This is a genomic window from Aromatoleum aromaticum EbN1 (assembly GCF_000025965.1).
Lineage (GTDB): Bacteria > Pseudomonadota > Gammaproteobacteria > Burkholderiales > Rhodocyclaceae > Aromatoleum > Aromatoleum aromaticum.
The window spans coordinates 1,725,724-1,737,915 of the sequence record NC_006513.1; the positions used below are offsets into that span (position 1 = coordinate 1,725,724).

The following is a 12,192-nucleotide window of genomic DNA, read 5'->3' on the forward strand; positions in this document are numbered from 1 at the left end:
AATCGCGAAAACGGCGTTTATCACCGTACCGCCACGGGCTTCACTGGAGAACATCATGGCATCACCGCACGAAACCGCCAGCATGGCGTTGTTCTGCGACTTCGAGAACGTCGCGCTCGGGGTGCGCGACGCCAATTACGAGAAGTTCGACATCAAGCGCGTGCTCGAGCGCCTGCTGCTCAAGGGCAGCATCGTCGTCAAGAAGGCGTATTGCGACTGGGACCGCTACAAGGGCTTCAAGGCGACGATGCACGAGGCGAACTTCGAGCTGATCGAGATCCCGCACGTGCGCCAGTCGGGCAAGAACTCGGCCGACATCCGGCTCGTCGTCGATGCGCTCGACCTGTGCTACACGAAATCCCACGTCAATACCTTCGTCATCATCAGCGGCGACTCCGACTTCTCGCCGCTGGTATCGAAGCTGCGTGAGAACGCGAAACAGGTGATCGGCGTCGGCGTCAAGCAATCGACGTCGGACCTCTTGATCGCGAACTGCGACGAATTCATCTTCTACGACGATCTGGTGCGCGAGAGCCAGCGTGCGGCGGCCAAGCGCGACACGCGGGAAGCGCAGCCGGCGGCGAAGCGCTCGCCTGACGAGGAAAAAGGCCGCAAGGAAGAGCAGGAAGCACGCAAGACACAGGCGATCGAACTCGCCGTCGACACCTTCGACGCGCTCGTCGCCGAACGCGGCGACAGCGGCAAGATCTGGGCGTCGATGCTCAAGGAAGCAATCAAGCGCCGCAAACCCGGCTTCAACGAGTCGTACTACGGCTTCCGCGCGTTCGGCAACCTGCTCGAAGAAGCGCAGGCGCGCGGCCTGCTCGAATTCGGCCGCGACGAGAAGTCCGGCGCCTACGTCTATCGCAGCAACGGGGCCGCTGCAGCCCATGAGGCGGGAGCGGAGCCCGCGCCGGTCGTCGTCGAGGTCGTCCCCGAGGCGCGCGCCCCGGCGAGCGCGGGCAGACACGAGTCGCGACGCGGGCGGGGAGGCCGCAAGCCGGCCGCCACCGCATCGCCCGAAGTGCCGGTCTCGCCCGACGTCGTCGCCGAACCCGCCGTCGCCGAAGCGCCCGCCGTTGAGCCCCCCTCCGTCGCGGAGCCGGCCGTCCAGCACGAGCCGCGGCGCCGGACGCGCAGCGGTCGCAAGCCAGCCGTAAAGCCAGCGGCGGCGCCGGCCTTGGCGCAGGAGGCCGCAGAGCCGGAAACGCCTCCGGCGCCGGTGCAGGCACAGCCGTTCGCCGCGCAGCCGCCGCTCATCGTAGCCGAAGAACCTGCGACGATCCCGGCGCAGGAATTGACCGAATCGGCTATCGCGGATGAAACCCCGGTGCAGGTGGAAGCGCATCGCGAGCCGGAAGCACGGCGCAAGGGACGCGGCCCGCGCAAGCCTGCAGCAAAGAAGACCGAAGCGCTCGTGCCGCCGATCGCCGAAGCCCCTACGGAAGCTGGCGTGCCGATCGAAAGCCCGCTCCCCGCGGAATCGCATGCTCCCGCAGCGACGACCGAAACGGTCGTCAAGGCGGCGCGCAAGCCCGCTTCGCGCAGTCGCCGTCCGCGCAAACAGGAAGTCACCGACGCCGAATAAGCACCTGGCCGGAGCGCGTCAGCGGCGGCGCGCCGGGCGGGTGAACATCCTGCCGGCTCACGCACCGCACGCTGCCATTCGCGAGTCGGCCCATTGCCGGCATGGGCCGGGCTTGCGAGCGCCCGGTTGTCGATTACACCGAACGTCCCGGCTCCGGCGCCGCTTTGCCGGCCGGATGGGCGAGGAAAAAGCGCAGCATTTCCTTCGCCGCGTCCGGACCCTGCGGGTCGGTGTAGGAACCGCGGGAGCTGCCGCCGGACCACGCGTGGCCGGCGCCATGCACCGTCCATTGCTCGACGTGCGGCGAGCCGTTCGGGTGGTGGTATGTGGTCCGGGTGTAGGCGCGCCCGTTCGGCACCTGGCCCCGTTCGATGCTCGCACGCGGCTTCGACCCCACGCCGATTGATCCGGTGCGCACCCCCGCGGGCGCAAACTGCACGATCACCTGCTCGCCGTTGCGCGGATGGACCGTCGTGTCGCGGTCGCCGTGGAAGACGATGACCGGCACCGGGTGAGGCATTTCCCGGCTCGTCCCGGCGCCCGTCGCCCGGATACCGGCCGCGCGCGCGCTTCCCTGCTGCATCGCGGCGAGCGCCGACGGCAGATCGTGCGCGGCCGCATGCGGCAGGCCCGAATGGATGCCGGCAGCGGCGTAGAGATCCGGGTAGGTCGCCGCCATCGTCGTCGCCATCGCGCCGCCCGCCGACAGGCCTGCGATGTAGATGCGTTGCCGATCGACGTTGTAGCTTGCGGCGATTTCGCGCGTCATCCCGGCGATCAGCGACGGCTCGCCCTGCCCCGCGCGCTGGTCCGAAGGCTTGAACCAGTTCCAGCATTTCGACCCGTTCGCCCCCGCCGATTGCGCCGGATAGAGCACGAGGCAAGGCTCCTGCTCGGCCAGCTCGTTCATGCGCGTGCCGGCGGCAAAATCGTCCGGGTTCTGCGTGCAGCCATGCAGCATGACGACCAGCGGCACCGGCTCGCCGCCATAGTTGCTCGGCACATACAGCTTGTAGCAGCGCGTGCCGGCGGCGTTCGTGTAGGAGCCGCTGATGAAGCGCGCGCCGTCCGGCACGGTTTCGGGCGCGGCGCCGGGGACGATCGGCTCGAACGCCGGGACCGCGCCGCGAAACTTGAACAGTTTGTCGCGCAGCGCAGCGCCCAGGCGCGAAGCCAGCGGCGAGACAACAGCTTCTGCCGCCGGCGCGCCGGCTTTGGCGGTCGTGTCGGCATGATCCCGCTGCGCGGGCTGCGGCTCGGGGTCGGCGACGAACGGGCCGATGTCGATGACGCGGCAGCTGCCTTCGAGCGGCGGCTCCGCTGCCCGGTCCGCGGCCGGCGTATCGGGGGCTGCCGCATCGGCGGCAGGCGGCGGCGCGAACCGCCCGCCGAGGGCGCGCTGGATCAGCGCGGTCGCTTCGAGCAGCTGACCGGCACGCGTCAGCCGCGTGGCTTCGAGCAGATCGGGGTTGAGCAGATTCGGGTTCAGTCGGGCATTCATGGATTGAATCTCCTTGCGGACCGCAAAAGCGGTCACCTGATTCGGCCCGCCAGCGCGGCCTTGACCGCTGCGCTGGCATGCAGTGCGCCGAGCACGACGATCGATTCGATCGTCGCGAGCGCGAGTTCGGGCGGCACGTCGGCGGCGATGCTCGCCAGCCCCAGCACCTGGATGTCGAGCCGCTCGCCGGCGGCCTGCACCGCTTCGAGATCGCGGCGCGTGTAGTGCTGCAGGCCGAGGACGAAGGCCTTGCGGGCGACGGTGGTGCGGATCACTTCGTTGTGCGTGACGAGCTGGTTGCGGATCGCCGTGCGGATGAAGTCGGTGCGGTTCGAATAAAAGCCCTCCTGTACCAGCAGATCGATCTGCCCGAGGTCGATGACGCCAAGATTGATGGTGATCTTCTCGGTCGTCTCTCCCGCTTTCGGGCGCAGCTCATGTACGCTCATTACCATCTCCTCTCCATCCATATGGATGGTATTGTGGTCTTCAAGGAAGGGAAGTCAAGGGATTTTTCGAACTGCAGCAAAGACAGCGCGGCGGCCATCGACCGGAGCGCGCCGGGGCTGCAGGAGTTGCGGGAAGGGGAGAACAGGGGCGGAGAATGCGGGATACGCCGGCACGGCCGCCCCCGCGGGCACCGGCGGCTGATGGACGACGGTGGGTATGCCGCGGCGGCGGGTTCAGCCTTGCCGGCTTTCAGTCATGCGTCCGCAGTAGGCCTGGAGTTCGTCGGGCAGCCCCTGCGGACAGACGCCGCATTCGCGGTTGCCGGGCACTGCGTAGTCGATGAATTTCGGGTAGGGCAGTTTCAGTTCGGCCATGATGCGGCGGAACTCGTCGAGGGTGCGCTCGCCGCCGAGGCGCGGGTTGCGCGCGCGTTCCTGCGCGATCGACGACACCCGGCGCCCCTGGTAGTCGTGCGCCGGATAGACGAGGTGCTCGTCGGGCAGCGTGAAAAGCTTCTCGCGCACGCTGCGGTACAGCGCCGCGGCGTCGCCGCTCTGGAAATCGGTGCGGCCGCAGCCGTCGATCAGCAGCGCATCGCCGGTAAACACCCGGTCGCCACACACATAGGCGAAATGCCCGTCAGTGTGGCCGGGGGTGTGCAGCGGCGCAAGCCGGACGCTGCCGACTGCGACCGGCCGGCTCTCGTCGACGGGTACATCGACGCACGGCAGCCGGTCGATCGCGGGCGCGGCGATGCGGCTGCCGACGCGCTCTTTCAGGTGGCGCGCCGCCGTGATGTGGTCCGCATGGATATGCGTGTCGAGCGTGATTTCGAGCCTCAGCCGCAGCGCGGCGATCAGCGCGAGGTCGCGCTCGATCGCGTTGACGACCGGGTCGATCAGCACGGCCGCGCCGGTATCCTCGCAGCCGAGCAGGTAAGTGTAGGTGCTCGACAGCGGTTCGAAGAGCTGCCGGAAGATCATCGCCGTCCTCCCTGCCGATCGAAGCGTCCCCGTCCGCCGCTTCGGGGTGCGAGCCGTGCCCCTGTCATTCTGGTACACACCGCAAGCAAGTCAATGCGAAGCCGTCTCGCTGCGCCTCCGACCCCGACCGGCCGGTCGATCGCCTACCCCCCTCTCTTCGACGTGCCGAGGCTCTCGAGCAGTCCGTCGAGCTGGTCGAGGCTGCCGAAACGGATCGTCACTTCGCCGGCGCCTTTTTTGTTCGCCTTGATCCTGACGGTCGCGCCGAGCACGTCGGCGATGTCCTCTTCGATCCGCAGCAGGTCGCGATCGGGCTCGCGTTCGGCCTTCTTCTGCCGCGGATTCAGGCTCTGCTGCACAAGGCGCTCGGTGTCGCGCACCGACAGCCCGCGCGCCGCGACGTGGTTCGCAAGCTGGATCTGGCCGGCGCCGTCGAGCGGCAGCATCGCCCGCGCATGGCCCATGTCGATGTCGCCTGCCATCAGCAGCTCCTGCACCGGGCGGGCGAGATTGAGCAGACGCAGCAGGTTCGACGCCGCCGGTCGCGAACGCCCGACCGCATCGGCAGCCTGCTGGTGCGTCATGCCGAACTCGTCGATGAGGCGCTGGATGCCGCCCGCTTCCTCGAGCGGGTTGAGGTCCTCGCGCTGGATGTTCTCGATCAGCGACATCGCCAGCGCCGCTTCGTCGGGGATCTCGCGCACCAGGCATGGCACATCGGCGAGCTCGGCGATCTGCGCCGCGCGCCAGCGCCGCTCGCCGGCGATGATCTCGTACGCCGAGCCATTGACCGGCCGCACGAGGATCGGCTGCATCACGCCCTGTGCCTTGATCGACGCCGCGAGCTCCTCGAGCGAGCCCGGGTCCATGCGCGTGCGTGGCTGGTACTTGCCGGGCCGCAGGTCGCCAACCGGGAGCGCCTGCAGTTCGCCGCGCTCCGCGTCGTCGTCCTGGTTCCCGGCGAGCAGCGCGTCGAGGCCGCGGCCGAGGCCTTTGAGTTTGGGTCGGGTCATCTTCAAACGTCTTTAATGGGCAGGTTGCCGAGTTTTTCCAGTAACGGAATCAATGCCGGAATCTCGCGGGTCGCGGTGTTCCACAGCAGCGCCGGGGTTTGCGCGGATCATCGCCGGCGCCGAGGTGGAGCCTGCAGAAATGCCTGCAATTCGTCTTGATCGAGATAGGTTCTTGGCGATCACCACATCGGTTTTGAGAATTCTACCGTGCGGAGCGTTTTCCCAAGTGGTCAGCCCCATGTGCCGTATCCTCACGTCACGTCCCGAGTTTGGCAAACAGATCGTCCAACTGCGGATTGCTGTCAATCAGCAGCAGTTGCTTGACCGTCGCCGCCCTGTTGATCTCCAGCCGAGCATAAGGCTCACCTCCGGCCTTTGAAGCCTGCTTGCGGATCATCTGGATACGCCCGAACAACGCCTCGTGGCGTTCGGCGAAACGTGCCAGGCCGACGGCCTTCTCGAAGTTGTCGCCTTCATGACAAATACCTGTCGATGTCGAGCGCACCATGAAACACCCCGAGTATCTCGACGATTTCCGAGTCGCTGCGATGCAGATAGGCGACGCGATAGTGGCCGTAGAGAACCATGCGCACTTCACCTTCCGGCACGATGCGCAAGCGCGTGCCGATGTCGGGAAAGGTGCTCAGCAATTCCGCCTTGGCGACGATGCCGTCGATCACCTTTGCTGCGGCAGAAGGATTATCCGAGGCGATGTAGCGGTGGATATCTTCCAGCCAATCCAGCGCCTCGGCCGTCCATCTCAATTCCGCCATGAACGGATTCTCCGCACGACCTCTTCGTGGCTCACGCTGCGTCCGGCGCGCGCATCGGCCAAGCCGCGCTCGACCATGCCCTCGAAGGCGAGTTCGCGCATGATCTCATCAAAGCTCGCGTCCTCCGGCTGCGCCTCGATCACCTCGCGCAACAGGCTCTTGGCGCTCGGTTTTTCATTCACGTGTGCCGTCATTTCGCATCTCCTTGGTTGATCATGAAATTGACAAGGCAATCGCGGTAAAGCTGCACCACTTGCAGACCGGGATTGGCTCCACCCATCTCTTCCCGCACTTCGGCGGCCATCGCCTTGAACGACTCGTCGGAATCGGTGACGATGAAGGCGTGCGACGAACCGGAGCGGCTTTGGATGGCCTTCATCAGCCCCGCGACGGGAAGATCGGCTCGCCGAATTCCCGCACCACCAGCACCTCGTCCACCGCGAAGATCACGGTTTCGGCCGTGGCGCGAAGGGTCATCACAGGGCTTCGACAGGCTCAACCTGAACGGTATTTCGTTGCCGGGTTAATAGTTCGGTTTCATCGTCCTCACAACGCCTTGACACGTTCGATCATTTCCTGGGCGAAGGCCATGTAGGCCTGCGTCCCTTTGGCTGCCTTGTCGAACACGATGCCCGGCATGCCGTGGCTGGGCGCTTCGGCCAGGCGCACGTTGCGCGGCACGATCGCGCGGAACACCTTGTCGCCGAAATGGCTTTCGAGTTGCGCGGAGACCTGCTGCTGCAGCGTCATGCGCGCGTCGAACATGACGCGCAGCAGGCCGGTGATGCCCAGCTCGCGATTCAGGTTCGAATGCACTTTCTTGATCGTGTTGACGAGGTCGGACAGGCCTTCGAGCGCGAAATACTCGCACTGCATCGGGATGATGACGCCGTGGGCCGCGCACAGCCCGTTCAACGTCAGCATCGACAGCGACGGCGGGCAGTCGATCAGGACGAGGTCGTAGTCGGCGCCGAAGTTTTTGAGCGCGTCGCGCAGGCGGTTCTCGCGCCGTTCGAGGCCGACGAGTTCGACTTCGGCGCCGGCGAGGTCGCGGTTCGCCGGCAGCACGTCGTAGCCGCCCGACGGCGACGCGACGCGCGCTTCGCCGAGCGTCGCGAGGCCGACGAGCACGTGGTACACCGACTTCGTCACCGCCCGCTTGTCGACGCCGCTGCCCATCGTCGCGTTGCCCTGCGGATCAAGATCGATGAGCAGCGTGCGCTGGCCGGCCTGGGCGAGCGCGGCGGCGAGGTTGACGCAGGTCGTCGTCTTGCCGACGCCGCCTTTCTGGTTTGCAACGCAGAAGATTCGGGCCATTCAGTTCCTTTCGAGGATGATCAGGTGTCGTTCGGCGCCGAGCCCCGGCACCGTCAGCGGGTGCACCTCGACGACGCGGAAACCCGCCGGCAGGCGCGCGATTTCATCGCGAGGATACACGCCCTTCATCGCGAGGAAACGTCCGCCGGGCCGCAGGAGATGCGCGGTCAGGCCGACGAAATCCAACAGCTCGGAAAAAGCACGCGAGATCACCGCGTCGAACTTTGCCTCCGGCCGGACGTTTTCGACGCGTTCGTTCACGACCGTGAAGTTCGCGAGCCCGAGTTCGATCTTCGCCTGCTGCTGGAAGCTCGCCTTCTTGTTGACGGTCTCGATCGACGTCACGGCGAGGGCGGGATGGCAATCCGGCGCGGCGAGCGCGAGCGGAATTCCTGGCAGGCCGCCGCCCGAGCCGACGTCGGCGAGCGTCGTGATGCCCTCCAGATGCGGCAGCACCGCGAGCGAATCGAGCAGGTGGTGCGTGACGACCTGGCCAGCGTCGCGGATCGACGTGAGGTTGTACACCCGGTTCCATTTCTGCAGCAGCGTGGCGAACGCGGCGAGCCGGGCCTGCGTCGCCGGCGAAAGATGCAGGCCCAGCTCCGCGAGGCCCTGCTCAAGGGTTGCAGCGCTCATACCCCGCGCATCCGTGTCGCGGCCTCGCCTTCGCCGTCGGTCGCCGGCAGTCCGGTGTCGTCCGCGCCCGCTGCCGCTGCCAGGTCGCGGCGCTTGAGCCACACCATCAGCAGCGAAATCGCCGCCGGCGTGACGCCCTGGATGCGCCCGGCCTGGCCGAGCGTCCCGGGCTTGTGCAGGTTCAGCTTCTGCTGCACTTCCTTCGACAGACCGCGCACCCGGCTGTAGTCGAGATCGGCCGGCAGCAGCGTCGATTCGGCCTGCAGCTGCTTCGCGACTTCGCCCTGCTGGCGGTCGATGTAGCCCTGGTATTTCGCCGCGATCTCGATCTGCTCGATGACTTGCGGATCGGTCGCGGGGTTTTCCGGCGCGCCGGGAAGGCTCATCAGCTCCGCGTAGCGCGTGTTCGGCCGGCGCAACAGCTCGAAGAAACGGTATTCGCGCTCGAGCGCCTTGCCGACGACGCGCTCGGCATCCACTGCCGGCACGCGCGCGGGATGCGCCCAGGCCGCTCTCAACCTGGCGGTCTCGCGCTCGATCGCGTCGCGCTTCTCGCAGAACGCGGCCCAGCGCACGTCGTCGACGAGGCCCAGCTCGCGGCCCTTTTCGGTCAGGCGCAGGTCGGCGTTGTCCTCGCGCAGCGAGAGGCGATATTCGGCGCGCGACGTGAACATGCGGTACGGCTCCGAGACGCCGCGCGTGATGAGGTCATCGACGAGTACGCCCAGATACGCTTCGTCGCGGCGCGGACACCATGCCTCGCGCCCGGCCACCTGCAGCGCGGCGTTCGCGCCGGCCAAAAGGCCCTGCGCGGCCGCTTCCTCGTAGCCGGTCGTGCCGTTGATCTGGCCGGCGAAGAAGAGGCCGTGGAACGACTTCGTCTCGAGGCTGCTCTTGAGGTTCCTCGGGTCGAAGTAGTCGTACTCGATCGCGTAGCCCGGGCGCAGGATGAACGCGTTCTCGAGTCCGCGGATCGAGCGCACGACGGCGAGCTGCACGTCGAACGGCAGCGAGGTCGAAATCCCGTTCGGATAGATCTCGTTGGTCGTCAGCCCTTCGGGCTCGAGGAAGATGTTGTGGCTCGTCTTGTCGGCGAAGCGGTGGATCTTGTCCTCGATCGACGGGCAGTAGCGCGGCCCGACCCCTTCGATGACGCCGGAGTACATCGGCGAGCGGTCGAGGTTCGCGCGGATGATGTCGTGCGTGCGCTCGTTGGTGTGCGTGATCCAGCACGGCAGCTGCTGCGGGTGCTGGGAGGCGCGGCCGAGGAAGCTGAACACCGGCACCGGGTCGTCGCCGGGCTGCTCCTGCATCACCGAGAAGTCGATCGTGCGCGCGTCCAGGCGCGGTGGCGTGCCGGTCTTGAGCCGCCCCTGCGGCAGCGCGAGTTCCTTCAGCCTCGCCCCGAGCGAGATCGCCGGCGGATCGCCGGCACGGCCTGCCGAATAATTGTCGAGGCCGACGTGGATCAGGCCGTTGAGGAAGGTGCCCGCAGTCAGCACGACGGCCGGCGCCTCGAACGCGAGGCCGATCTGCGTGACGACGCCGGTGACGCGGTCGCCCGACACCGTGAGGTCGTCGACCGCCTGCTGGAACAACCACAGGTTCGGCTGGTTCTCGAGTCGGTGGCGGATCGCCGCCTTGTACAGCACGCGGTCGGCCTGCGCGCGCGTTGCGCGCACCGCCGGGCCTTTGGACGCGTTGAGGATGCGGAACTGGATGCCGCCTTCATCGGTTGCCGCCGCCATCGCGCCGCCGAGCGCATCGACTTCCTTGACGAGGTGGCCTTTGCCGATGCCGCCGATCGACGGATTGCAGCTCATCTGCCCGAGCGTCTCGATGTTGTGCGTCAGGAGCAGCGTTTTCGCGCCGATGCGCGCCGCGGCGAGCGCAGCTTCGGTGCCGGCATGGCCGCCGCCAACCACGATGACGTCGAAACGGGAAGGATAGAGCATGGGTGCGCGCCGAAAAGGCCGATCGAGCGGGAAGGGCGAGAATTTTACGCTGTTGCGGCGCGAAAGCACAGTGTTTCCCGCCGCTGTTCCACGAAAAAACGTCGTTCAAACAGTCTGTTACCGCCTGCGACGAGCGATCATGCGCCTCGCCTGCGCGGCACCGGCGCTGCCGTTGCGCTTTGCGCGGCATAATCCGGCCGACGGTTTCATCCACTCGCAACGGAGCCGGACGGCATGGCGACAGGCGACGACAGCAGCACCAGCGCGGCGCGCCGCATTCCTCCCGGCATCTGGGCGCTGGGCTTCGTGTCGATGCTGATGGACGTGTCGTCGGAGATGATCCACGCGCTGCTGCCGATCTACCTCGTCACCACCCTCGGCGCCTCGACGCTCGCGGTCGGCTTCATCGAAGGGATCGCTGAAGCGACCGCGTCGATCACGAAAGTGTTCTCCGGCGCGCTGTCCGACTGGTTCGGCCGCCGCAAGCTGCTCGCGGCGATCGGCTACGGGCTCGCGGCGTTCACGAAACCGGTGTTCCCGCTCGCCGAAACGCTCGGCTGGGTCGTCGCCGCACGCTTCGTCGATCGCATCGGCAAAGGCATTCGCGGCGCGCCGCGCGACGCGCTGATCGCCGACCTCGCGCCGCCGCAGCTGCGCGGCGCCGCGTTCGGGTTGCGGCAGTCGCTCGACACCGTCGGCGCCTTCGTCGGCCCGCTGCTCGCAGTCGGGCTGATGTGGCTGACGTCCGAGAACATCCCGCTGGTGTTCTGGGCCGCGGTCGTGCCGGCTTTCGGCGCGTTCGCGCTGATCGTGTTCGCGGTGCACGACGCGCCGCGACCCGCCGGAGTCGATATCGTGCGCAAGCCGCTGTCGGCCGCCGAGCTGCGGCGCCTGCCGGCCGAATACTGGTGGACCGTCGCGCTGTCGGCGGTGTTCACGCTCGCGCGCTTCAGCGAGGCTTTCCTCGTGCTGCGGGCGCAGGAAATCGGCGTCGCGGCGACTCTCGTGCCGTTCGTGCTCGTGCTGATGAATGTCGTCTACGCGCTGTCGTCGTACCCGGCCGGCGTGCTCGCCGACCGCTTCGACCGCCCGCGGCTGCTCGCGCTCGGCTTCGCGCTGCTGGTCGCCGCCGACTTCGCGCTCGGCCTCGTCGACGGCCTCGCCGGGCTCGCGCTCGGGCTCGTGCTGTGGGGACTGCACATGGGGATGACGCAAGGCCTGCTTGCGGCGCTGGTCGCTGACGCAGCCCCGGCTGCGCTGCGCGGCACCGCATTCGGCCTGTTCAACCTCGTCGGGGGGCTCGCGCTGCTCGCCGCGAGCGTCATCGCCGGCGCATTGTGGGACGCCTATGGTTCCGCCACGACTTTTGTCGCCGGCGCTGCGTTCGCGGCAGTCGCGCTCGTCGGCCTGCTGCCGCTGCGCGGCCGCCGGCGAGCGTCCTGATGTTTACTTCAGCGCGGCGAGCGCCCCGGCGTAGTCGGGCTCGTCCTTGATCTCGCCGACGAGCTGCGAATGCAGCACGCGGTCGTTCTCGTCGAGGACGACGACGGCGCGCGCGGCAAGCCCTTTCAGCGGTCCCGACGCGATCTCGACTCCGTAATCGTTCAGAAACTCGCGCCCGCGCAGCGTCGACAGCGTGACGACGTTGTCGAGACCTTCAGCGACGCAAAAGCGCTTCGCGGCAAACGGCAGATCGCCCGAAATCACCAGCACGACGGTGTTGTCGAGCTTGCCCGCTTCAGCGTTGAACTTGCGGGTGGACGTCGCGCAAGTCGGCGTGTCGAGGCTCGGTACGATGTTCAGCACCTTGCGCTTGCCGGCGTACTTGGCGAGCGTGACCTCGGCGAGGTCGGCGCCGACCAGCGACAGCAGCGGCGCGGTGTTGCCCTTCTGCGGGAAATTGCCGGCAACTTCGATCGGATTGCCGCCCAGTGTAACTTTGCTCATCGTTTGTCTCCTGTACCTGGGGTAGTCAT

At 67.2% G+C, this 12,192-nt stretch carries 15 protein-coding genes; 2 read left to right on the plus strand and 13 right to left on the minus strand.

Annotated features, from left to right (window positions below):
* Positions 1 to 55: 55 nt before the first annotated feature.
* The gene (locus EBN1_RS08155; protein WP_011237470.1) at positions 56 to 1,588 is read left to right on the plus strand and encodes an NYN domain-containing protein; all 1,533 of its coding nucleotides are present in this window, start codon (positions 56 to 58) and stop codon (positions 1,586 to 1,588) included.
* Positions 1,589 to 1,721: 133 nt separating this feature from the next.
* Here the strand turns inward: EBN1_RS08155 and EBN1_RS08160 are convergent, their stop codons facing one another.
* The 12 genes from EBN1_RS08160 to mnmG all read right to left on the minus strand — a co-directional run bounded on the left by EBN1_RS08160 (position 1,722) and on the right by mnmG (position 10,216).
* A complete protein-coding gene (locus EBN1_RS08160; protein WP_011237471.1) occupies positions 1,722 to 3,089 on the minus strand; it encodes an extracellular catalytic domain type 1 short-chain-length polyhydroxyalkanoate depolymerase in 1,368 nt (455 codons plus the stop codon).
* Between the two features lie 32 nt (positions 3,090 to 3,121).
* Positions 3,122 to 3,538 (minus strand): CopG family transcriptional regulator, encoded by a 417-nt coding sequence (locus tag EBN1_RS08165; RefSeq protein ID WP_041646031.1) that lies wholly within the window; start codon positions 3,536 to 3,538, stop codon positions 3,122 to 3,124.
* Positions 3,539 to 3,772: 234 nt separating this feature from the next.
* Positions 3,773 to 4,522 carry an MBL fold metallo-hydrolase gene (locus EBN1_RS08170; RefSeq protein ID WP_011237474.1) on the minus strand — a complete coding sequence of 250 codons (750 nt, stop codon included), beginning with the start codon at positions 4,520 to 4,522 and terminating at the stop codon, positions 3,773 to 3,775.
* A gap of 143 nt (positions 4,523 to 4,665) precedes the next feature.
* On the minus strand, positions 4,666 to 5,535 hold the full coding sequence (locus EBN1_RS08175) for a ParB/RepB/Spo0J family partition protein (protein WP_011237475.1): 870 nt from the start codon (positions 5,533 to 5,535) through the stop codon (positions 4,666 to 4,668).
* A gap of 12 nt (positions 5,536 to 5,547) precedes the next feature.
* Positions 5,548 to 5,775 carry a hypothetical protein gene (locus EBN1_RS08180; RefSeq protein WP_168953420.1) on the minus strand — a complete coding sequence of 76 codons (228 nt, stop codon included), beginning with the start codon at positions 5,773 to 5,775 and terminating at the stop codon, positions 5,548 to 5,550.
* Positions 5,776 to 5,791: 16 nt separating this feature from the next.
* Positions 5,792 to 6,043: a hypothetical protein gene (locus EBN1_RS08185; RefSeq protein ID WP_041646033.1), complete on the minus strand. Its 252-nt coding sequence runs from the start codon at positions 6,041 to 6,043 to the stop codon at positions 5,792 to 5,794.
* Positions 6,009 to 6,308 (minus strand): type II toxin-antitoxin system RelE/ParE family toxin, encoded by a 300-nt coding sequence (locus tag EBN1_RS08190; protein ID WP_041646035.1) that lies wholly within the window; start codon positions 6,306 to 6,308, stop codon positions 6,009 to 6,011. The genes EBN1_RS08185 and EBN1_RS08190 overlap by 35 nt, the downstream gene beginning before the upstream one ends.
* Positions 6,296 to 6,502 (minus strand): hypothetical protein, encoded by a 207-nt coding sequence (locus tag EBN1_RS08195; RefSeq protein ID WP_041646037.1) that lies wholly within the window; start codon positions 6,500 to 6,502, stop codon positions 6,296 to 6,298. The genes EBN1_RS08190 and EBN1_RS08195 overlap by 13 nt, the downstream gene beginning before the upstream one ends.
* Entirely contained in the window at positions 6,499 to 6,687 is a 189-nt protein-coding gene (locus EBN1_RS08200) for a hypothetical protein (RefSeq protein WP_041646038.1), read from the minus strand. Before EBN1_RS08200 ends, EBN1_RS08195 begins: the two co-directional genes overlap by 4 nt.
* A gap of 167 nt (positions 6,688 to 6,854) precedes the next feature.
* Complete coding sequence (locus EBN1_RS08205; protein WP_011237479.1) at positions 6,855 to 7,625, minus strand: ParA family protein; 771 nt, start codon at positions 7,623 to 7,625, stop codon at positions 6,855 to 6,857.
* Positions 7,626 to 8,261, minus strand: a complete 636-nt coding sequence (gene rsmG / locus EBN1_RS08210) for a 16S rRNA (guanine(527)-N(7))-methyltransferase RsmG (protein ID WP_011237480.1) — start codon at positions 8,259 to 8,261, stop codon at positions 7,626 to 7,628. It abuts the gene before it with no gap.
* A complete protein-coding gene (gene mnmG / locus EBN1_RS08215) occupies positions 8,258 to 10,216 on the minus strand; it encodes a tRNA uridine-5-carboxymethylaminomethyl(34) synthesis enzyme MnmG (protein WP_011237481.1) in 1,959 nt (652 codons plus the stop codon). Before mnmG ends, rsmG begins: the two co-directional genes overlap by 4 nt.
* Positions 10,217 to 10,450: 234 nt before the next feature.
* On the opposite strand from mnmG, the gene EBN1_RS08220 reads away from it, so the two are divergent.
* Entirely contained in the window at positions 10,451 to 11,659 is a 1,209-nt protein-coding gene (locus EBN1_RS08220; RefSeq protein WP_011237482.1) for an MFS transporter, read from the plus strand.
* A 3-nt stretch (positions 11,660 to 11,662) separates the two neighbouring features.
* On the opposite strand, the gene tpx is transcribed toward EBN1_RS08220, so the two are convergent.
* The gene (gene tpx / locus EBN1_RS08225) at positions 11,663 to 12,163 is read right to left on the minus strand and encodes a thiol peroxidase (RefSeq protein WP_011237483.1); all 501 of its coding nucleotides are present in this window, start codon (positions 12,161 to 12,163) and stop codon (positions 11,663 to 11,665) included.
* Positions 12,164 to 12,192: the final 29 nt, after the last annotated feature.